Source organism: Streptomyces sp. NPDC026301 (genome assembly GCF_055567935.1).
In genome coordinates this window covers 98,543-117,548 of the sequence record NZ_JBVHPN010000021.1, presented here as the reverse complement: position 1 = coordinate 117,548, position 19,006 = coordinate 98,543, and the positions used below count along the sequence as shown (strand labels likewise).

At 71.0% G+C, this 19,006-nt stretch carries 20 protein-coding genes; 16 read left to right on the top strand and 4 right to left on the bottom strand.

Annotated features, from left to right (window positions below; all coding sequences use genetic code 11):
• A partial coding sequence (locus ACZ4MH_RS29790) for a thiamine pyrophosphate-dependent enzyme (RefSeq protein WP_467754773.1) occupies positions 1 to 1,259 on the bottom strand: 1,259 nt, incomplete at its 3' end.
• A gap of 439 nt (positions 1,260 to 1,698) precedes the next feature.
• Here ACZ4MH_RS29790 and ACZ4MH_RS29785 point away from each other — a divergent pair.
• Both ACZ4MH_RS29785 and ACZ4MH_RS29780 read left to right on the top strand, forming a co-directional pair.
• Positions 1,699 to 2,661: a heme o synthase gene (locus tag ACZ4MH_RS29785; protein ID WP_467754772.1), complete on the top strand. Its 963-nt coding sequence runs from the start codon at positions 1,699 to 1,701 to the stop codon at positions 2,659 to 2,661.
• Between the two features lie 97 nt (positions 2,662 to 2,758).
• Positions 2,759 to 3,106 carry a type 1 periplasmic-binding domain-containing protein gene (locus tag ACZ4MH_RS29780; RefSeq protein ID WP_031065238.1) on the top strand — a complete coding sequence of 116 codons (348 nt, stop codon included), beginning with the start codon at positions 2,759 to 2,761 and terminating at the stop codon, positions 3,104 to 3,106.
• Positions 3,107 to 3,196: 90 nt separating this feature from the next.
• Here ACZ4MH_RS29780 and ACZ4MH_RS29775 read toward each other — a convergent pair whose 3' ends face one another.
• From ACZ4MH_RS29775 to ACZ4MH_RS29765, 3 genes are all read right to left on the bottom strand, one after another.
• The gene (locus ACZ4MH_RS29775) at positions 3,197 to 4,186 is read right to left on the bottom strand and encodes a COX15/CtaA family protein (protein ID WP_351587636.1); all 990 of its coding nucleotides are present in this window, start codon (positions 4,184 to 4,186) and stop codon (positions 3,197 to 3,199) included.
• 66 nt (positions 4,187 to 4,252) lie between these two features.
• On the bottom strand, positions 4,253 to 5,044 hold the full coding sequence (locus ACZ4MH_RS29770) for an ABC transporter permease (RefSeq protein WP_351587638.1): 792 nt from the start codon (positions 5,042 to 5,044) through the stop codon (positions 4,253 to 4,255).
• An 88-nt stretch (positions 5,045 to 5,132) separates the two neighbouring features.
• Positions 5,133 to 6,095, bottom strand: a complete 963-nt coding sequence (locus ACZ4MH_RS29765; RefSeq protein ID WP_351587641.1) for an ABC transporter ATP-binding protein — start codon at positions 6,093 to 6,095, stop codon at positions 5,133 to 5,135.
• Positions 6,096 to 6,268: 173 nt separating this feature from the next.
• Between ACZ4MH_RS29765 and ACZ4MH_RS29760 the strand changes: the two genes are divergently transcribed.
• The 14 genes from ACZ4MH_RS29760 to dapD all read left to right on the top strand — a co-directional run bounded on the left by ACZ4MH_RS29760 (position 6,269) and on the right by dapD (position 18,913).
• A complete protein-coding gene (locus tag ACZ4MH_RS29760) occupies positions 6,269 to 7,135 on the top strand; it encodes a helix-turn-helix transcriptional regulator (RefSeq protein WP_351587643.1) in 867 nt (288 codons plus the stop codon).
• Positions 7,132 to 8,553, top strand: a complete 1,422-nt coding sequence (sufB, locus tag ACZ4MH_RS29755) for a Fe-S cluster assembly protein SufB (protein WP_351587645.1) — start codon at positions 7,132 to 7,134, stop codon at positions 8,551 to 8,553. The genes ACZ4MH_RS29760 and sufB overlap by 4 nt, the downstream gene beginning before the upstream one ends.
• An 84-nt stretch (positions 8,554 to 8,637) precedes the next feature.
• Positions 8,638 to 9,819, top strand: coding sequence for a Fe-S cluster assembly protein SufD (sufD, locus tag ACZ4MH_RS29750; RefSeq protein WP_351587647.1), 1,182 nt, complete (start codon positions 8,638 to 8,640; stop codon positions 9,817 to 9,819).
• Positions 9,816 to 10,139 carry a bifunctional 3-phenylpropionate/cinnamic acid dioxygenase ferredoxin subunit gene (locus tag ACZ4MH_RS29745; protein ID WP_351587650.1) on the top strand — a complete coding sequence of 108 codons (324 nt, stop codon included), beginning with the start codon at positions 9,816 to 9,818 and terminating at the stop codon, positions 10,137 to 10,139. The genes sufD and ACZ4MH_RS29745 overlap by 4 nt, the downstream gene beginning before the upstream one ends.
• A gap of 7 nt (positions 10,140 to 10,146) precedes the next feature.
• Positions 10,147 to 10,911 carry a Fe-S cluster assembly ATPase SufC gene (gene sufC, locus ACZ4MH_RS29740; RefSeq protein ID WP_351587653.1) on the top strand — a complete coding sequence of 255 codons (765 nt, stop codon included), beginning with the start codon at positions 10,147 to 10,149 and terminating at the stop codon, positions 10,909 to 10,911.
• Complete coding sequence (locus ACZ4MH_RS29735; RefSeq protein WP_351587656.1) at positions 10,908 to 12,164, top strand: cysteine desulfurase; 1,257 nt, start codon at positions 10,908 to 10,910, stop codon at positions 12,162 to 12,164. Before sufC ends, ACZ4MH_RS29735 begins: the two co-directional genes overlap by 4 nt.
• A gap of 20 nt (positions 12,165 to 12,184) precedes the next feature.
• On the top strand, positions 12,185 to 12,643 hold the full coding sequence (gene sufU, locus ACZ4MH_RS29730; protein WP_031065219.1) for a Fe-S cluster assembly sulfur transfer protein SufU: 459 nt from the start codon (positions 12,185 to 12,187) through the stop codon (positions 12,641 to 12,643).
• Positions 12,640 to 13,005 carry a metal-sulfur cluster assembly factor gene (locus ACZ4MH_RS29725; protein ID WP_351587659.1) on the top strand — a complete coding sequence of 122 codons (366 nt, stop codon included), beginning with the start codon at positions 12,640 to 12,642 and terminating at the stop codon, positions 13,003 to 13,005. The genes sufU and ACZ4MH_RS29725 overlap by 4 nt, the downstream gene beginning before the upstream one ends.
• Positions 13,006 to 13,100: 95 nt before the next feature.
• The gene (locus ACZ4MH_RS29720) at positions 13,101 to 15,968 is read left to right on the top strand and encodes an ATP-binding protein (protein WP_351587662.1); all 2,868 of its coding nucleotides are present in this window, start codon (positions 13,101 to 13,103) and stop codon (positions 15,966 to 15,968) included.
• Between the two features lie 129 nt (positions 15,969 to 16,097).
• Positions 16,098 to 16,499, top strand: a complete 402-nt coding sequence (locus tag ACZ4MH_RS29715; RefSeq protein ID WP_351587664.1) for a hypothetical protein — start codon at positions 16,098 to 16,100, stop codon at positions 16,497 to 16,499.
• Positions 16,500 to 16,530: 31 nt separating this feature from the next.
• Positions 16,531 to 16,923: a hypothetical protein gene (locus ACZ4MH_RS29710; protein WP_351587667.1), complete on the top strand. Its 393-nt coding sequence runs from the start codon at positions 16,531 to 16,533 to the stop codon at positions 16,921 to 16,923.
• A 67-nt stretch (positions 16,924 to 16,990) separates the two neighbouring features.
• Positions 16,991 to 17,311 carry a DMT family transporter gene (locus ACZ4MH_RS29705; RefSeq protein WP_351587670.1) on the top strand — a complete coding sequence of 107 codons (321 nt, stop codon included), beginning with the start codon at positions 16,991 to 16,993 and terminating at the stop codon, positions 17,309 to 17,311.
• Positions 17,311 to 17,886: a TetR/AcrR family transcriptional regulator gene (locus ACZ4MH_RS29700; protein WP_351587673.1), complete on the top strand. Its 576-nt coding sequence runs from the start codon at positions 17,311 to 17,313 to the stop codon at positions 17,884 to 17,886. The genes ACZ4MH_RS29705 and ACZ4MH_RS29700 overlap by 1 nt, the downstream gene beginning before the upstream one ends.
• 43 nt (positions 17,887 to 17,929) lie before the next feature.
• Positions 17,930 to 18,913 (top strand): 2,3,4,5-tetrahydropyridine-2,6-dicarboxylate N-succinyltransferase, encoded by a 984-nt coding sequence (dapD, locus tag ACZ4MH_RS29695; protein WP_351587676.1) that lies wholly within the window; start codon positions 17,930 to 17,932, stop codon positions 18,911 to 18,913.
• The last annotated feature ends 93 nt before the right edge of the window (positions 18,914 to 19,006 follow it).

The window sequence follows — 19,006 nt, the reverse complement described above, 5'->3', positions numbered from 1 at the left end:
GGCAGCGGGTTGCCCACCGGCAGGAACGAGGAGTTCTTGTCGATGGTGGTGTTGTTCGAGCCGGCGAGGTCGGCGGAGCCGCCCCACAGCTCGGGGATCACGCCGCCCAGCGCCTGCAGGACCTTGCCGGAAGCGGCACGGGTGGCCACCGCCTTGCCGGTCTCGAAGCAGGGCAGCTGCTCCTCCCAGCCGGCCGGCAGCTCGCCGGCGCGGATGCGCTCGAACCGCTCCGCGTGCTCGGGGTTGGCGGTCCGCCACTCGCCGAAGGACTTCTCCCACGCGGCCTTGGCGTCACGGGCGCGGTCCTGCAGCGCACGGGTGTGCGACAGGACGTCGTCGGCGACCTCGAAGTCCTTCTCGGGGTCGAAGCCGAGGACGCGCTTGGTGGCCGCGACCTCCTCGCCGCCGAGCGCCGAGCCGTGCGCGGCCTCGGTGTTCTGGGCGGTGGGGGCCGGCCAGGCGATGATCGAACGCATCGCGATGAAGGACGGGCGCTCGGTCTCGGCCTTGGCCGCCTGGATCGCCGCGTACAGCGCCTCGGGGTCGAGGTCGCCGTTCTCCTTGGGCGCCACGCGCTGGACGTGCCAGCCGTACGCCTCGTACCGCTTGACGGTGTCCTCGGAGATGGCGGTCTCGGTGTCGCCCTCGATCGAGATGTGGTTGTCGTCCCACAGCATGATCAGGTTGCCGAGCTTCTGGTGCCCGGCCATGGACGACGCCTCGGCGGAGATGCCCTCCTGCAGGCAGCCGTCACCGGCGATGGCGTAGATGTGATGGTCGAACGGCGAGGTGCCGGGGGCGGCGTCCGGGTCGAACAGGCCGCGCTCGTACCGGGCGGCCATCGCCATGCCCACTGCATTGGCCACGCCCTGGCCCAGCGGGCCGGTGGTGGTCTCGACACCCACGGTGTGGCCGTACTCCGGGTGCCCCGGGGTCTTGGAACCCCAGGTGCGGAAGGCCATCAAGTCCTCCAGCTCCAGGCCGAAACCGGCCAGGTAGAGCTGGATGTAGAGGGTCAGGGACGAGTGGCCGGCGGACAGCACGAACCGGTCACGACCGGTCCAGTCCGCATCGGCTGGGTCGTGCCGCATGACCTTCTGGAAAAGGGTGTACGCGGCAGGAGCGAGGCTCATGGCCGTGCCCGGGTGGCCGTTACCGACCTTCTGCACGGAATCCATGGCCAGAACGCGGACGGTATCGACGGCCCGCTGGTCCAGATCGGTCCACTCAAGACCTGTGGTGGTCGGCTTGGTGCTCACCCTGGGTCAGGGCTCCTCTCCACATGTCGAATGCCGGGGGTCGGAAATGCCCTCGGACGTTGTCGAGCCTACCTTCGCGGGAGCCGCATTTTTCCGCCGGAACCCCGCTTGCCGTCACCTGCAACACATGAGTTTTCAGGACCCCGAACGAGCGCCCGAATGAGCAGGTGAACGCCCAGGAGACACCGGGTGTCGGCGCTGGGTTCAGACTGCCGTCCGGTGCCCCCTTTCGCCCGCTGAACGTCCGCGTGTCCGGGCACTCGGGTGTGATTCCTTCCGGCCGGTGCCGCGCCAACACGAACCCACCCCCGCGAAGATCGCGCTATCCCCAACGTCTAGAGTGGCGTGGTACGCGCAAGTCTTCACCGGGCCTTCACGGCCCGAATGTGCTTGCTGGCCTTTATCTCCGCGGCGTCAGCCGCAGAAGTTACTTCCAGGGGTGTGCGTGACGGCCGTCGAATCCCGTCCTGCGGGGGCGCTCTCTCGGAGCCCGGAAAGCCCGGGTCCCGTGAACCGGCCGTTCGGGGCCCGGGTCATGGCATTCGTGGCGCTGACCAAGCCGCGCGTCATCGAGCTGCTGCTGATGACGACCGTGCCGGTGATGTTCCTGGCGGCCGGCGGAGTCCCGGACCTGTGGCTGGTGCTCGCCACCTGCCTCGGCGGTTACATGTCGGCGGGCGGCGCCGCCGCCTTCAACATGTACATCGACCGCGACATCGACGCCATGATGGACCGCACGTCGCAGCGGCCGCTGGTCACCGGAATGGTCTCGCCGCGCGAGTGCCTGGTGTTCGCCACCGCGCTCGCCGTCGGCTCCACGGCGTGGTTCTGGTTCCTCGTCAACCCCCTGTCGGCGGCGCTGTCGTTGGGCGCACTGCTGTTCTACGTGCTCGTCTACACCATGTGGCTCAAGCGGCGCACGGCCCAGAACATCGTCTGGGGCGGCATCGCCGGCTGCCTGCCGGTCCTCATCGGCTGGTCCTCGGTCGCGAACAACGTCTCCTGGGCCGCGGTCATCCTCTTCCTGGTGATCTTCTTCTGGACGCCGCCGCACTACTGGCCGCTGTCGATGAAGGTCAAGGACGACTACGAGCGGGCCGGCGTGCCGATGCTGCCGGTCATCGCGGGCAACAAGGCCGTGGCCAAGCAGATCGTGCTCTACAGCTGGGTGATGGTCGGCGTGTCGCTGCTGCTGCAGCCGCTGGGCTACACGGGTTGGTTCTACACGGTCGTGGCCGTCCTGTGCGGTGCCTTCTGGCTGAAGGAGGCGCACGCCCTGCAGACCCGCGCCAAGGCCGAGATCACCGGCGCCAAGCTCAAGGAGATGCGGCTCTTCCACTGGTCGATCACCTACGTGTCGCTGCTCTTCGTGGCCGTCGCGGTCGATCCCTTCCTGCGCTGACACGCGCCGCGCCCCTGAGGCCGTCGTGACCGATCCCATACGGGAAGTCACGGCGGCCTTCTTTCGTGGCGCGTTTACTGATCGGTAGCATGCGGCCATGTCAGAGACCACGCAGGCGGACGAGCGGCTGGACAAGCGCTCCGAGAAGCAGGCCGCCAAGCTCGCCCGGGAGATGCAGGCTTTCGCCAGGAGCCACGGCGGCAGCGCCGAGGGCCAGCTGGCCCACATAGGCCGGGGGCGGACGCGGGTCGCCCTGGTCGGCGCCAACGGTGAGTGGGGCAACCTCGTCGCCCGCTCGTACGAAGCCGCCAAGAAGGGCGCCGAGAAGGCGGGCATCACCCTGCACGACGACTTCGACGGCGAGCTGGCCGCCAAGGTGCGCACCGGCCGCTACGAATGGTCGCGGATGGCCGGCCTCCAGGTGGGCGGACCGTCCAACGACTGACGGCGGGGACCGCCTCATGTGCAAAAGCCCGCCGGCCACGGTCCTCGGACCGTGGCCGGCGGGCTTTTGCGAAGGGCGCTGGAAGGCGTCTCAGGCCGCCGTGGCGGCCTTGGCGGCACCGACGGGCTCCTGGTCCCCGGCCGGGGCCGGAACGGCCGCCAGCGGGCCGCGCTCGCGCAGCGAGAGGAAGACCCGCAGCACGCAGATCCACACCAGCGTCGAGCCGAGCATGTGGATGCCCACGACCAGCTCCGGCAGGTGGGTGAAGTACTGCACGTAGCCGATGACGCCCTGGAAGGCGAGGCAGCCGAAGAGCTCCAGCACCGCGCGGCGGGGCGCGGCCGGGGCCTTCACGGCACGCAGCGTGAACCACAGGGCGACGCTCAGGCCGATCACGATGTACACGAAGTCCACGTGCAGCTGGGTGATCTCCTGCCAGTCCAGCGGGATGCGGTGCACCTTGCGCGCGTCGCCGGCGTGCGGGCCCGCACCCGTGACGACCGTGCCGATCACGGTCAGCGCGGCGGTGGCCAGCACCAGCAGCCAGGACAGCTGGCGGACCGGCCGGGCGACCAGGTCGCGCGGCGCGTCGTCCCCCTCGGAGGCCCGCCGCCAGGAGATCACCGCCACCGTGAGCAGCGCCGAGGACACCAGGAAGTGCGCGCTGACGATGTACGGGTTCAGGCCGGTCAGCACGGTGATGCCGCCGACCACGGCGTTGCCCATGACCACCCAGAACTGCGCCCAGCCGAGCCGGGTGAGCGAGCGGCGCCGGGGGTGCCGGGCGCGGGCGGCGATGATGAAGAGGCCGACGACCGCGCACAGCACGTAGGTGAGCAGGCGGTTGCCGAACTCGATGAGGGCGTTGATGCCCATCTCGTGGGTCGGCGTGAGGCTGCCGGGGGTGCACTGGGGCCACGTGGAGCAGCCCAGGCCCGACTGGGTGAGCCGGACCGCGCCGCCGGTCACGACGATGATGATGGCCATGACGACCGTGGCGAGCGCGGCACGTCGCACGAAGGCGGCCGACGGCTGCCAGCGACGGGCGATCTGCTCCAGGGGATTCAGCGAATTCGGCACGGGGTCATGCTATGCGGAGGCTTGTGCGGATTTTCACGAGGGGTCCGGGGGGGAGTCGAGGCCCGCTCACTCCCAGCGGAAGAACCGCGCCGCCGCGCCCAGTCCGACCACCGTCCAGACGGCGAGGATGCCGAGGTCCGCCCAGGGGAGGCCCGCGCCGTGCTGGAGGACGTCGCGCAGCCCGTCCGAGAGCGCCGAGATCGGCAGCAGCTGCAGTACGGACTGCAGGGCGCCGGGGAACTTCTCCAGCGGGACGATGACGCCGCCGCCGACCAGCAGGAGCAGGAAGACCAGATTGGCCGCGGCGAGCGTGGCCTCGGCCTTGAGCGTGCCGGCCATGAGGAGGCCGAGCCCGGAGAAGGCCGCGGTACCGAGGATCAGCAGCAGCACGACCCATACGGGGTTGCCGTGCGGGGACCAGCCGAGCGCGAAGGCGACCACGGTCAGCAGGACGATCTGCAGGACCTCCGTGACCAGCACGGAGCAGGTCTTGGCGGCCATCAGCGCCCAGCGGGGGAGCGGCGAGGCGCCGAGCCGCTTGAGCACTCCGTACCGCCGCTCGAACCCGGTGGCGATGGCCTGCCCGGTGAAGGCGGTGGACATCACGGCGAGCGCGAGGATGCCGGGGGCCAGGAAGTCCACGGCCTTGCCGGAGCCCCCCGCTGTATCAGTGGGCACAGCGACGATGTCGACGGCGGAGAACAGCACCAGCAGCAGCGTCGGGATGACGACGGTCAGCAGCAGCTGCTCACCATTGCGCAGCAGCATCTTCGTTTCGAGGAGGGCCTGCGCGCGGATCATCCGGGGCAGCGGCGCCGCGCCCGGCTTCGGGGTGAACACACCCGTGGTCGTACTCATGCGCGCAGCTCCTTACCCGTGAGCTCCAGGCTGTGCCCTCCCGGGGGACAACCCCCGGACCCCCGGCCGAAGAATGTGTGGCCCTGCTTCACGCGCGCAGCTCCTTGCCGGTCAGCTCAAGAAATACGTCCTCCAGGGTGTGCCGCTCGACCGCTATGCGGTCGGGCATGACGCCGTTCTGGGCGCACCAGGAGGTGACGGTGGCCAGCAGCTGCGGGTCGATCGTGCCGCTGACCCGGTACGCGCCGGGCGTCAGCTCGGCCGCCGCGCAGTCGGCCGGCAGTGCCTTCAGGAGCGAGGCGAGGTCCAGGCCCGGCCGCCCGGTGAAGCGCAGGGTGTTCTCCGCGCCCCCCTTGCACAGCGACTCGGGGCTCCCCTGGGCGATGACCCGGCCCCCGTCGATGATCGCGACGTCGTCGGCGAGCTGCTCGGCCTCGTCCATGAAGTGCGTGGTCAGCACCACACCGACGCCGTCCGTGCGCAGCTCGCGCACGAGGTCCCAGGTGGCGCGGCGGGCCTGCGGGTCCAGGCCCGCGGTCGGCTCGTCCAGGAAGACCAGCTCGGGGCGGCCGACGACGGCCATGGCGAGCGCCAGGCGCTGCTGCTGGCCGCCGGAGAGCCGCCGGTAGGTCGTCCGGCCGCAGGAGCCCAGGCCCAGCCGCTCGATCAGGACGTCCACGTCGACCGGGTGGGCGTGCAGGGACGCGGTGTGCCGCAGCATCTCCTCGGCGCGGGCGCCCGCGTACACGCCGCCGGACTGCAGCATCACGCCGATACGGGGGCGCAGCGCGGCGGCGTCGGCGACGGGGTCCAGGCCGAGGACGCGGACGGTGCCCGCGTCGGCGCGGCGGTAGCCCTCGCAGGTCTCGACGGTGGTGGTCTTGCCGGCGCCGTTCGGGCCGAGGACGGCGGTGACGGTGCCGCGGGCGACAGTGAGGTCGAGCCCGTCCACGGCCGTCTTGGTCCCGTACCGCTTGACCAGGCCCGTGACCTCGACGGCGGGCTCGCGCCCGGGGGTCCGGGGAACGTCCCCCGGGGAGGTGCTGCGCATGACCGGCAGTCTACGAAGGGGCACCCCTCGGCTCCCACGGGGGCTCCCGTGTACCCGGCGCGTACCCGGCGCGCGACGACCTTGCACTTAGGTTCCCCTAAGTGATAGAGGCCACCACGCCCGCTTCCCGGCGAGGGTTGTCCTGGTCTGAAGAATTACGCAACAATGTCGTTGTGAAATACGCGAGCGAGGATCGACAGGACCCCGCGGCCACTTCGGCCGCCGGGCCGGTGACCTCCGCCTCTGCGCAGGTCACCGCCCAGGACGAGGCGCACGGCACGCGGAACCGCGTGGCGCGCTCCATCCTGGACCACGGCCCCTCCACCGCCGCCGAGCTGGCGCTCCGGCTGGAGCTGACCCAGGCCGCCGTCCGCCGCCACCTCGACGCCCTCGCGGCCGAGGGTGTCGTCGAGCCCCGCGAGAAGCGGGTGTACGGCACGCGCTCCCGGGGCCGCCCCGCCAAGGCGTTCGCGCTGACCGACTGCGGGCGGGACGCCTTCGACCAGGCGTACGACAGCCTGGCCTCCGACGCCCTGCGCTGGATCGCGCAGGCCGCGGGCGGCGGCGAGCGCGGCGAGGCCGCGGTCGCGGAGTTCGCCCGCGCCCGGCTGGAGGCCCAGGCGGCGGAGTACCGCTCGGCGATCGAGGCCGCGTCCCCCGAGGAGCGCACGCAGGCCCTGGCGAAGGCATTGACGGCCGACGGGTACGCTGCTACGGCGCGCAGCGCCCCCCACCTGCAGCAAGGTGAACAGCTCTGCCAGCACCACTGCCCGGTCGCCCATGTGGCCGAGCAGTTCCCTCAGCTGTGCGAGGCGGAGACCGAGGTCTTCTCGCGCCTGCTCGGGACCCACGTGCAGCGACTTGCCACCATCGCCCACGGCGACGGTGTCTGCACGACCTTCGTACCCAAGGCGACCGCCCAGGGCACCCCCAAGGCCCAGGGCCCTCCCGGGGCTGCGAAGGCCACCGGCAAGGCCGACCACCGCACCACAAAGACCACCACAGCATCTGCAAGCACGGCCGGGAGGAACCCCGCATGACGCTCCCCACGGAGACTGCTCACCCCGAGCTCGAGGGTCTGGGCAACTACGAATACGGCTGGGCCGACTCCGACGTCGCCGGCGCTGCCGCCAAGCGCGGCCTCTCCGAGGAGGTCGTCCGCGACATCTCGGCGAAGAAGAACGAGCCGGAGTGGATGCTCAAGCTCCGCCTGAAGGGCCTGAAGCTCTTCGGCAAGAAGCCCATGCCGAACTGGGGCTCGGACCTCTCCGGCATCGACTTCGACAACATCAAGTACTTCGTCCGCTCCACCGAGCAGCAGGCTGCCAGCTGGGAGGAGCTGCCGGAGGACATCAAGAACACCTACGACAAGCTCGGCATCCCGGAGGCGGAGAAGCAGCGCCTGGTCGCCGGTGTCGCCGCGCAGTACGAGTCCGAGGTCGTCTACCACCAGATCCGTGAGGACCTGGAGGAGCAGGGCGTCCTGTTCCTGGACACCGACACCGCGCTCAAGGAGCACCCGGAGCTCTTCAAGGAGTACTTCGGCACGGTGATCCCGGCGGGCGACAACAAGTTCGCCTCGCTGAACACCGCGGTGTGGTCCGGCGGCTCGTTCATCTACGTGCCCCCGGGCGTGCACGTCGACATCCCGCTGCAGGCCTACTTCCGGATCAACACCGAGAACATGGGCCAGTTCGAGCGGACGCTGATCATCGTCGACGAGGACGCCTACGTCCACTACGTCGAGGGCTGCACGGCGCCGATCTACAAGTCGGACTCGCTGCACTCGGCCGTCGTGGAGATCATCGTGAAGAAGGGCGGCCGCTGCCGCTACACGACGATCCAGAACTGGTCGAACAACGTCTACAACCTGGTCACCAAGCGTGCCGTGGCCTACGAGGGCGCGACCATGGAGTGGGTCGACGGCAACCTCGGCTCCAAGGTGACGATGAAGTACCCGGCCGTCTACCTGATGGGCGAGCACGCCAAGGGCGAGACCCTGTCCATCGCCTTCGCGGGCGAGGGCCAGCACCAGGACGCCGGTTCCAAGATGGTCCACATGGCGCCGAACACCTCCTCCAACATCGTCTCCAAGTCGGTGGCGCGAGGCGGCGGCCGGACCTCCTACCGCGGCCTGGTCGAGATCGGCGAGGGCGCGGCGGGCTCCAAGTCCAACGTGCTGTGCGACGCCCTGCTGGTGGACACCATCTCCCGCTCGGACACCTACCCCTACGTGGACGTCCGCGAGGACGACGTGTCCATGGGCCACGAGGCGACCGTCTCCAAGGTCAGCGACGACCAGCTCTTCTACCTGATGGCGCGCGGCCTCTCCGAGGACGAGGCCATGGCGATGATCGTGCGCGGCTTCGTCGAGCCGATCGCCCGTGAGCTGCCCATGGAGTACGCGCTGGAGCTCAACCGGCTGATCGAGCTGCAGATGGAGGGTTCGGTCGGCTGACCGACCGTCCCGGGGGCCGGGAGCGCCCGGCCCCTTCCGTCCGCAGCACAATTCTTGACCCAGAAAGTGAGCACTACGACAGCCATGGCTGAGGCTCAGAACTTCCCGGCGGGCTCCGCCACCGCCGGCTCGATCGCGGTGGCCGCGGAGTCCACCGTCGCCACCCGGATGAGCGCCCCGCCGTCCTACGACGTGGCGGACTTCCCCGTGCCGCACGGCCGCGAGGAGGAGTGGCGCTTCACGCCGCTGGAGCGCCTGAAGGGCCTCCACGACGGCACCGCCACCGCCACCGGCGGCGTCACGGTCGAGATCGACGCGCCGGAGGGCGTGACGGTCGAGACCGCGGGCCGCGACGACGCGCGGGTCGGCAAGGCCGGCAAGCCCATCGACCGGGTCGCCGCGCAGGCGTACAGCTCCTTCGAGAAGGCCTCCGTGGTCTCCGTGCCCAAGGAGACCGTGCTCAGCGAGCCCATCCGCATCGCCGTCCGCGGCGAGGGCGGGGTCGCCTACGGCCACCAGGTCATCGAGCTGGGTGCCTTCGCCGAGGCCGTCGTCGTCATCGACCACACCGGTGACGCCACGCTCGCCGCCAACGTCGACTACCTCCTCGGCGACGGCGCCAAGCTGACCGTCGTCTCCGTCCAGGACTGGGACGACAGCGCGGTCCACGCGGGTCAGCACAACGCCCTGGTCGGCCGGGACGCGTCCTTCAAGTCCGTGGTCGTCACCTTCGGCGGCGACCTGGTCCGGCTGAACCCCCTCGTGACGTACGCGGGCCCCGGCGGTGAGGCCGAGTTCTACGGCCTGTACTTCACCGACAACGGTCAGCACCAGGAGCACCGCCTCTTCGTCGACCACGAGGCGGCCAACTGCCGCTCCAACGTCGTCTACAAGGGCGCCCTCCAGGGCCAGGACGCGCACGCCGTCTGGATCGGCGACGTCCTCATCCGCGCCGCCGCCACCGGCACGGACACCTACGAGCTCAACCGCAACCTCGTCCTCACCGACGGCGCGCGGGTGGACTCGGTGCCGAACCTGGAGATCGAGACCGGCGAGATCGTCGGCGCCGGCCACGCCTCGGCGACCGGCCGCTTCGACGACGAGCAGCTGTTCTACCTGATGGCCCGCGGCATCCCCGCCGACGAGGCCCGTCGCCTGGTGGTCCGCGGCTTCTTCGCCGAGCTGGTCCAGCAGATCGGCCTGCCGGACGTCGAGGAGCGCCTCCTCGCCAAGATCGATGCCGAGCTGGAGGCGTCCGTAGCATGACCGCCGCCTTCGTACGAGCCTGTGGGCTGAGCGAGCTCGAAGAGGACACCCCCAAGCGGGTCGAGCTCGACGGCACCCCGGTCTCGGTCGTCCGCACCGAGGGCGAGGTGTTCGCGATCAACGACATCTGCTCGCACGCGAACGTCTCCCTCTCGGAGGGCGAGGTGGAGGACTGCTCCATCGAGTGCTGGCTGCACGGCTCCAGCTTCGACCTCCGCACCGGCAAGCCGTCCGGCCTTCCCGCGACGCAGCCCGTCCCCGTATACCCCGTAAAGATCGAAGGGGACGACGTGCTCGTCTCCGTCACCCAGGAGTCCTGAGTTCCCCATGGCAACGCTTGAGATTCACGACCTGCACGTCTCCGTCGAGGCCGAGAACGGCCCGCGCGAGATCCTGAAGGGCGTCGACCTGACCGTGAAGCAGGGCGAGACGCACGCCATCATGGGCCCCAACGGCTCCGGCAAGTCCACCCTCGCGTACTCCCTCGCGGGTCACCCCAAGTACACGATCACCGGCGGCACCGTCACCCTCGACGGCGAGGACGTCCTGGAGATGTCCGTCGACGAGCGCGCCCGCGCCGGCGTCTTCCTCGCCATGCAGTACCCGGTCGAGGTCCCCGGCGTCTCCGTCTCCAACTTCCTGCGCACCTCCGCCACCGCCATCCGCGGCGAGGCCCCCAAGCTGCGGCTGTGGGTCAAGGAGGTCAAGGAGGCCATGCAGCGCCTCAACATGGACCCGGCGTTCGCCGAGCGCAACGTCAACGAGGGCTTCTCCGGCGGTGAGAAGAAGCGCCACGAGATCCTCCAGCTGGAGCTGCTCAAGCCGAAGATCGCGATCCTCGACGAGACCGACTCCGGCCTGGACGTCGACGCGCTGCGCATCGTCTCCGAGGGCGTCAACCGCGTCCGCGAGTCCGGTGAGGTCGGCACCCTGCTGATCACCCACTACACGCGGATTCTCCGCTACATCAAGCCCGACCACGTCCACGTCTTCGCCAACGGCCGGATCGCCGAGTCCGGCGGCCCGGAGCTGGCGGACAAGCTGGAGGCCGAGGGCTACGAGGCATACGTGAAGGGTGGCGCTACCGCGTGACACAGCTGCCGGGCCTCCTCGACACAGAGGCGATCCGTAAGGACTTCCCGATTCTGGGCCGCGAGGTCCACGAGGGGAAGAAGCTCGTCTACCTGGACAGCGCCGCGACCTCGCAGACGCCCAGCCAGGTCATCGACGTGCTGAGCGAGTACTACGAACGCTACAACGCCAATGTCCACCGAGGCGTGCACGTGCTCGCCGAGGAGGCCACGGCGCTGTACGAAGGTGCTCGCGACAAGGTCGCCGAGTTCATCAACGCACCGAGCCGGGACGAGGTGATCTTCACCAAGAACGCCTCGGAGTCGCTCAACCTCGTCGCGAACATGCTGGGCTGGGCCGACGAGCCCTACCGCGTGGACCACGAGACCGACATCGTCATCACGGAGATGGAGCACCACTCCAACATCGTGCCGTGGCAGCTGCTCTCGCAGCGCACGGGCGCGAAGCTGAAGTGGTTCGGGCTGACCGAGGACGGCCGGCTCGACCTCTCCAACATCGACGAGCTCATCACGGAGAAGACCAAGGTCGTCTCCCTGACCCTGGTCTCCAACCTGATGGGCACGGTCAACCCGGTCGAGGCGATCGTCCGCAAGGCGCAGGACGTCGGCGCGCTCGTCGTCTTCGACGCCTCGCAGGCCGCGCCGCACATGCCGCTGGACGTCCAGGCGCTGCAGGCCGACTTCGTGGCCTTCACGGGCCACAAGATGTGCGGCCCGACCGGCATCGGCGTCCTGTGGGGCCGCCAGGAGCTGCTGGAGGACCTGCCGCCGTTCCTCGGTGGCGGCGAGATGATCGAGACCGTCTCGATGAGCTCCTCCACCTACGCCCCGGCGCCGCACAAGTTCGAGGCCGGTACGCCCCCGATCGCCCAGGCCGTCGGCCTCGGCGCGGCGGTGGACTACCTCAACTCCATCGGCATGGAGCGGATCGCCGAGCACGAGCACGCGCTCACCGAGTACGCCGTCAAGCGGCTGCTGGAGGTCCCCGACCTGCGGATCATCGGCCCCACCACGGCCGAGGACCGCGGCGCCGCGATCTCCTTCACGCTCGGCGACATCCACCCGCACGACGTGGGGCAGGTGCTCGACGAGGAGGGCATCGCGGTCCGCGTCGGCCACCACTGCGCCCGCCCGGTCTGCCTGCGGTACGGAATTCCTGCGACGACACGAGCGTCGTTCTATCTGTACTCCACCCCGGCCGAGGTCGACGCACTGGTCGCCGGCCTGGAGCACGTCCGTAATTTCTTCGGATGAGGACGAGGACTGACTGACCCGTGAAGCTGGATTCCATGTACCAGGACGTCATCCTGGACCACTACAAGCACCCGCACGGCCGGGGCTTGCGGGACGGCGACGCCGAGGTGCACCACGTCAACCCGACCTGTGGCGACGAGATCACCCTGCGCGTCCGCCTGGACGGCGCGACCATTGAAGACGTGTCGTACGAGGGCCAGGGCTGCTCCATCAGCCAGGCCAGCGCGTCCGTCCTCAATGAACTCCTGGTCGGCAAGGAGCTCGGCGAGGCGCAGCGGATCCAGGAGACCTTCCTGGAGCTGATGCAGTCCAAGGGCCAGATCGAGCCCGACGACGCCATGGAGGAGGTGCTGGAGGACGCCGTCGCGTTCGCCGGCGTCTCGAAGTACCCCGCCCGCGTCAAGTGCGCCCTCCTGAGCTGGATGGCGTGGAAGGACGCGACCGCCAAAGCCCTCTCCGAGGAGGCGAAGACCGCATGACCGAGAACGCAAGCGCCGCGGAGACCGTTGAGGCGCCCGCCGCGGCCCTCAAGCCGGCCTCCGAAGAAGAGGTCCGCGAGGCCCTGTACGACGTCGTCGACCCCGAGCTGGGCATCGACGTCGTCAACCTCGGCCTGATCTACGGCATCCACATCGACGACGCCAACATCGCCACCATCGACATGACGCTCACCTCGGCGGCCTGCCCGCTGACCGACGTCATCGAGGACCAGGCGAAGTCCGCCACGGACGGCATCGTCAACGAACTGCGGATCAACTGGGTCTGGATGCCCCCGTGGGGCCCGGACAAGATCACCGACGACGGCCGTGAGCAGCTGCGGGCGCTGGGGTTCAACGTCTGACGTTTCCCGGCCGCCGAGCCGCACACAACCAACCGATGGGGTACTACGCTGAGTAGTGCCCCATCGGCTTTTCCGGGGACGAGGACGGCGCGACGATGACGGCTGACGACGTCGGCCGGAGCGGTGCCACTGCCCAGACCCTGCTACTGGACCGCCGGGCCGAGCAACGGACGATTCACGACACCCTCACGGCCTTCGCGGCCGCTCCCAGCGCGCGGCACGGACCGCTGCTCTTCGCCGGCAGGCTGGGGCTCGGCAAGAGCACCCTGCTGGAGATGGTCCGGCAGGAGGCCCGGGAACTGGGCCTCACCCACCTCGATGCGTGCGGCTTCCCGCACGCCGGCCGGGCCTACCTCATGGCACGGCAGTGGTTCCTCGCCGAGGCGCGCCCCCTGCTGCTCCAGCCGCTGGAACGCAGCGTGCTGGGGCTGGAGACGCAGGGCCGGCTGGTCGACCGCGGCGTGAACAGCATCCTGCCCGCCCTGGAACGCGCGGACGCCTTCGACGCGCTCGACGCCCTCAGCAGCCGCGTGGCGTATCTGCGCGGCCCGCTCGTCCTGCTGCTGGACGACGCGCACTGGGCCGACCGGAATTCCGTCGACTGGCTGCACCGGCTCCTCAGACAGCAGCCGACGGCGCCGGTACTCGCCGTCCTGGCGTGCAGCCCCGAGGAACCCTCGCCCACCGAGCGCTCGCTCGGGGAACTGGCCACCCTGCCGGGCACCGTGCACAGGGAACTGCGTCCGCTCGCGTTCCCCGCCGTCCGCGCGCTGGCCGGCACGCTGTTGGGCGAAGAGCCCGACGCCGCGTTCAGCAGCGCGCTGTACCGGGCCACGGGGGGCGTGCCGCTCAGCGTCGTCGACACCCTGCGCAGGGCGGCGGCGGAGGGAGTGCGGCCCACCGCGAGCGCCGCCGGCCTGATCGACCAGTACGCGATGACCGGGATCGGGCAGGGGCTGCTGCCGCGGCTCGGCCGGCTCGGCCCGGCGCACCTCCGGATGGCGCAGGCAGTGGCGGTACTGGGCCCGAACGCCACCCTCAGCACGGCCGGACGCCTGGCAGGGCTCCCCCCGGCCAGGGCCGCCCAGAGCCTGGACCGGCTGCGCGACGCCATGGTCCTGGACCCCGAGCGGGTGCAGTTCGACCACCCGCTCTACGCCAAGGCCGTCTACGACGCGATTCCCAGTGGCGAGCGCGGTGGGCTGCACGCCCGGGCCGCCCGCCTGCTCACCGATGCCGGACACGGCCCCGAGGTGGCCGCCGTGCACGTCATGGCCGCTCCGCCGGACGGCGATCCCTGGGCCGTCGAGCAGCTGCGCGCCGCCGCCGCCCGGAGCCTGGCCGCGGGCGCTCCCGAGGACGCCGACCGGCTGCTGGCCCGCGCCCAGGACGAACCCCCGCCGTCCGGCCTCCTCGCCGACCTCCACTACGAGCGCGGCGTCGCCACCTACCCCATCGATCCACAGCAGTCGGCCGTCCACCTCCGGGCCGCGCTCGGCGACACCGGACCGCACGAAGCCGCCGTCCGGCTGCTGGCCAAGGCGCTCGCCCACGAGAACCGGCTCGCCGAGGCCGTCGGCCTGCTGGAGAAGGAGTACCGCAGGACCGGACGGCCCAGCAGCAGCCGGCAGCGGCTGATGGCCGAGTGCTTCCTGTGGAGCGCGTTCTGGGAGGAGGAAGGGGACGCCGGCCCCCGCCACCGGCTGCTGCGCCGGCTGTGCGACCGGATCACCACCAGCACGCCCGAGACGCGCCGGCTGCTGATCCTCCGCGCCTGGTACGCCACGCTGCGGGGCGAACCGGTCGCCACCGCGCTGCGCGCCGTACGGCTGGGAACGGCTGTGGGCCTGGTGTGGACCGGTGACGACGGCGACTTCGACTGCGGTGTGCTGGCGGCGCTGGTGTACCTGTACTGCGGCCGCACCCGCCGCGCGGAGGAGATGCTCGACGCCGGCATCGCCGAACTGCGCGGCCGGAACTGGTCCGGCGGCCACCTCGCCCTCGCCCGCAGCTCGCGCGCCCTGGTCCTGCTGCACACCGGCCGGCTGGCCGCCGCCCAGAGCGAGAGCGAGCACGCGCTGGACATCGCCGCGGGGCTGCGCCCGATGACACATGCGCGGTGGTACGCCCTGAGCACCGCGATCAGCGTGCTGCTGGCCCGCGGCAAAACGGCGGAAGCGGCGGAGCTGAGCGCCCGCGAGCGGTTCACCGAGCCGTTCCCCTCGGCGGTCGTACTCCCCGCCCCGCGCTGCGTGCTGGCGGAGCTGCGGATCGCGCAGGGCCGCACCGCCGAGGCCGAGGCGCTGCTGACCGCGGTGCGCGAGCGGCAGACCGCCCGGCACGCGGAGAACCCCGCGGGGTGCCCGTGGCAGCCGCTGCTCGCGCTGGCCCTGAGGGGACGCGACCGGGAGGCGGCCCGCGCACATGCCTGGCAGGCGGTGGAGCGCGCCCGTGAGTTCGGTGTCCCGACGGCCACCGGAACGGCGCTGATCGCGGCCGGAATCGTGGCAGGAGGCGCGGACGGGCTGCCGCTGCTGGCGGAGGCCGTCGAACTGCTGCGGTCCACGGACGACGCGTACGCCTATGCCAGGGCCCTGACCGAATACGGGGACGCGCTGCGCAGGACAGGGCGGACGACCGAGGCCCGGGAGGTGCTGCGCACCGCACGGTCGGTGGCGTGCCAGGTCGGCGCCGAGGGGCTCGCCGAACGGGCGCTGGCCGCACGGCGGCTGGCGGGCGGACGGGAGCGGACACCGGTCGGCCCCGGGCTGGAAGGGCTGACCGAGCGGCAGGTCGAGGTGGGCGCCCTGGCCGCCGCCGGGCTGACCAACAGGGCCATTGCCACCCGCCTGAACATCACCGCGCACACCGTCAGCAAGCACCTCACGGAGATCTACAAGCACCTGGGTGTCACCCGCGAAACGCTGCGCGACCTGCCCTGGCCGCCCGTCGATCCCTGGTAAGCGGAACGTCCGCTTAAGAGTAGAGGGGGGTCGGTAATCGACGCCCCGCCTCCATATGCCGCACGCTCAGAACGTAGGGATCCGGCCGGACCGGCTCCGGGACGGCGGACCGGGCGAAGGGGGTTGGGCATGTGGCATCCATGGCGAGGAGCGGCGGCTCGCGGCAAGCGGGTCGGATGGGAAGAGAAGACGTACCGGAAGGGCCTGGACGCCGTGCGGCGCAATGATCCGGCCGTGGCCCGCAGGTACTTGGAACGGCTGCTGAGCGCCGCCGACGCGCCGTCCGCCGCCTGGTCCAGCAGCGCGGCGAGGGGGCTGTTCACCTTGGCGGGGCTGGACGCGGCCGAGGGCCTGCTGCTCACGGCGAGCTCGCGCTACGCCGCCAGTGCCGGCGTGCTGGAGAGCGCGCGGAACCGGGCCGAGCGGGACGGGGACGAGGAAGAAGCCTCCCTGCTCGCCGAGTTCCGCGACCTCGCGCGCTCGGTCGCGGGCGACCTGGCGGCGAACTGCGGTGTCGCGTTCCGCGGCTGAAGCAACAAGGAAGAGCAGGAGGGCCGAAGGAATGCTGGGCATATCGGCCGGCCGCTCGCCACATGTGCGCTGGCGGGGCGAGATTCGGCTGCGCAAGAGCGACAGGGGTGGCGAAGGCGGCTTCTCCCTGGATTCGGTACCCCCGTCGGCGACCGCCGTCGACGACGACCTGCGCATGTACCCGAGCGGCATCAGGGTCGCGACCGGCCGTTGTGTGGACCTGGGGCCGGGCGTCGTGGCTCCGCAGGCGGCCGTGGTCAGGAAGGCGCTGGCGGCCGCCTTCCCGGCCGCTCTCTGTCTCGTGCCCGTACGGCCCTTGGAGCGCTGGGTCGCCATGGTCACCCGCCGGGGCCGGATCGCCCTCGTGCGGCCCATGGCCGAGGACGCGCAGGTGGTGGTGGTCCTGGTCCAGGTATGGGAGTGACCGCGCCGGACAGTGCGGCGCACCATGTTGTGTACGCCCGTACGCATCGTTGTGTACGCTCGTACGTATGGCCTATGTGACGCTTGGCGCGGCAATCCTTGTGGAGGTGCTGGCCACGACGGCGATGAAGTACAGCGACGGGTTCACGAAGCTGTGGCCCTCGCTCGGCACCGCGGCGGGGTACCTGATCGCCTTCGTGCTGCTCGCGCAGACGCTGAAGACGATGAGCGTGGGGACCACGTACGCCATCTGGTCGGGGGCCGGGACCGCCGTGATCGCGGCGATCGGGATGCTGTTCCTCGGGGAGGCGGCGAACGCGGCGCGGCTGATCGGGATCGTACTGATCATCGTCGGCGTGGTCGTCCTGAATCTGGGCGGGGCGCACTGATGCCGCGGCGGTACGACCCCGAGCGGCGGCAGCGGATCATCGACGCGGCGATCCGGGTGGCCGAGGAGCGCGGCATCGGGGCGCTCAGCCACCGCGTGGTCGCCGCGGCGGCGGACGTGCCGCTGGGCTCGACGACGTACCACTTCGCCTCGCTGGACGACCTGCTGGTGGCCGCGCTGCGGCAGGTCTGCGGCGAGCCGGGGACCGCGGTGGAGAGCTGGACGGAGTACCTGGAGCGGGACGCGCCGCTCGCGGACCGGATCGCGGACCTGCTCCGGGCGTACATGGACGACAGCCGGCGCGGGAGGGTGCGGATGGAGTACGAGCTCTACCTCGCGGCGCTGCGGCGGCCAGCCCTCCAGGAGGTGGCCGCCGAGTGGCTGGACGGCACGCTGGAGGTGCTCGGCCGGTACACCGACCCCGGCACCGCGCGGACGCTCGGCGCGCTGATCGACGGGATGCTGCTGCAGCTGCTGCTCACCGACCGGCCGTTCGACCGCGCGGAGGTACGGGCCGAGGTGGCGCGGGTGGTCGGCGAGGAGCCCGTACCGGGCGGTCGTACGTCTGACCGCTGAGACCGGTTCGCCAGGCCGGGGGCCCGCCGGTTAGGTTTTCCGCATGACCGAAGCTACCTCCCGTACGACCGGCGCCGTCGCCGCCGGACTCGCCACCGTCGCCGCCGACGGCACCGTCCTGGACACCTGGTTCCCGGCGCCCGAGCTCGTCGCCGAGCCCGGCCCGGCCGGTACCGAGCGGCTGACCGCCGAGCGCGCCGCCGAACTGCTCGGCGAGGCCGCGCCCAAGGCGCTCGGCCCCGACGCCCGCCGCGGCGTGGAGATCGTGGCCGTGCGCACGGTCATCTCCTCCCTGGACGACAAGCCGCTGGACACGCACGACGTCTACCTGCGCCTCCACCTGCTCAGCCACCGTCTGGTGCAGCCGAACGTCCAGAGCCTGGACGGCATCTTCGGTCTGATGGCCAACGTCGCCTGGACCTCGCTCGGCCCCGTGGCCGTCGACCAGCTGGAGACCGTGCGGCTGAACGCCCGCGCCGAGGGCCTGCACCTCGCCGTGTACGGCGTCGACAAGTTCCCCCGGATGACGGACTACGTCGCCCCGGCGGGCGTCCGCATCGCCGACGCCGACCGGGTCCGCCTCGGCGCGCACCTCGCGGCCGGCACCACCGTCATGCACGAGGGCTTCGTCAACTTCAACGCCGGCACGCTCGGCACCTCCATGGTCGAGGGCCGGATCAGCCAGGGCGTCGTGGTCGGCAACGGCTCCGACATCGGCGGCGGCGCCTCCACCATGGGCACCCTCTCCGGCGGCGGCAAGGAGCGCATCCGCATCGGCGAGCGCAGCCTGGTCGGCGCGGAGGCCGGTGTGGGCATCGCGCTGGGCGACGAGTGCGTGGTCGAGGCGGGCCTGTACATCACCGCCGGTACCCGCGTGACCATGCCCGACGGCCAGATCGTCAAGGCCGCCGAGCTGTCCGGCGCCGACAACATCCTCTTCCGCCGCAACTCCACCACCGGCGTGGTGGAGGCCCGCCCGAACAACGCGGAGTGGGGCGGCCTGAACGACGTGCTGCACCACAACTGACGCGTACGGTGCGCCGGCCGACGGCCCGTGCGATCCGGAACCTCCGGATCGCACGGGCCGTCGGCGCTGTCAGTGGTCCCCGCTAGTCTTGCC

Bases quoted from the DNA above. Each gene is read 5' to 3' on its own strand.
- ACZ4MH_RS29725 (WP_351587659.1), top strand. From the start codon at position 12,640: ATGACCGAGAACGCAAGCGCCGCGGAGACCGTTGAGGCGCCCGCCGCG.
- ACZ4MH_RS29700 (WP_351587673.1), top strand. From the start codon at position 17,311: ATGCCGCGGCGGTACGACCCCGAGCGGCGGCAGCGGATCATCGACGCG.
- ACZ4MH_RS29745 (WP_351587650.1), top strand. From the start codon at position 9,816: ATGACCGCCGCCTTCGTACGAGCCTGTGGGCTGAGCGAGCTCGAAGAG.
- sufD (WP_351587647.1), top strand. From the start codon at position 8,638: ATGGCTGAGGCTCAGAACTTCCCGGCGGGCTCCGCCACCGCCGGCTCG.
- ACZ4MH_RS29705 (WP_351587670.1), top strand. From the start codon at position 16,991: ATGGCCTATGTGACGCTTGGCGCGGCAATCCTTGTGGAGGTGCTGGCC.
- ACZ4MH_RS29770 (WP_351587638.1), bottom strand. From the start codon at position 5,044: ATGAGTACGACCACGGGTGTGTTCACCCCGAAGCCGGGCGCGGCGCCG.
- ACZ4MH_RS29710 (WP_351587667.1), top strand. From the start codon at position 16,531: ATGCTGGGCATATCGGCCGGCCGCTCGCCACATGTGCGCTGGCGGGGC.
- ACZ4MH_RS29715 (WP_351587664.1), top strand. From the start codon at position 16,098: ATGTGGCATCCATGGCGAGGAGCGGCGGCTCGCGGCAAGCGGGTCGGA.
- ACZ4MH_RS29720 (WP_351587662.1), top strand. From the start codon at position 13,101: ATGACGGCTGACGACGTCGGCCGGAGCGGTGCCACTGCCCAGACCCTG.
- ACZ4MH_RS29780 (WP_031065238.1), top strand. From the start codon at position 2,759: ATGTCAGAGACCACGCAGGCGGACGAGCGGCTGGACAAGCGCTCCGAG.
- sufB (WP_351587645.1), top strand. From the start codon at position 7,132: ATGACGCTCCCCACGGAGACTGCTCACCCCGAGCTCGAGGGTCTGGGC.
- sufC (WP_351587653.1), top strand. From the start codon at position 10,147: ATGGCAACGCTTGAGATTCACGACCTGCACGTCTCCGTCGAGGCCGAG.
- dapD (WP_351587676.1), top strand. From the start codon at position 17,930: ATGACCGAAGCTACCTCCCGTACGACCGGCGCCGTCGCCGCCGGACTC.
- ACZ4MH_RS29765 (WP_351587641.1), bottom strand. From the start codon at position 6,095: ATGCGCAGCACCTCCCCGGGGGACGTTCCCCGGACCCCCGGGCGCGAG.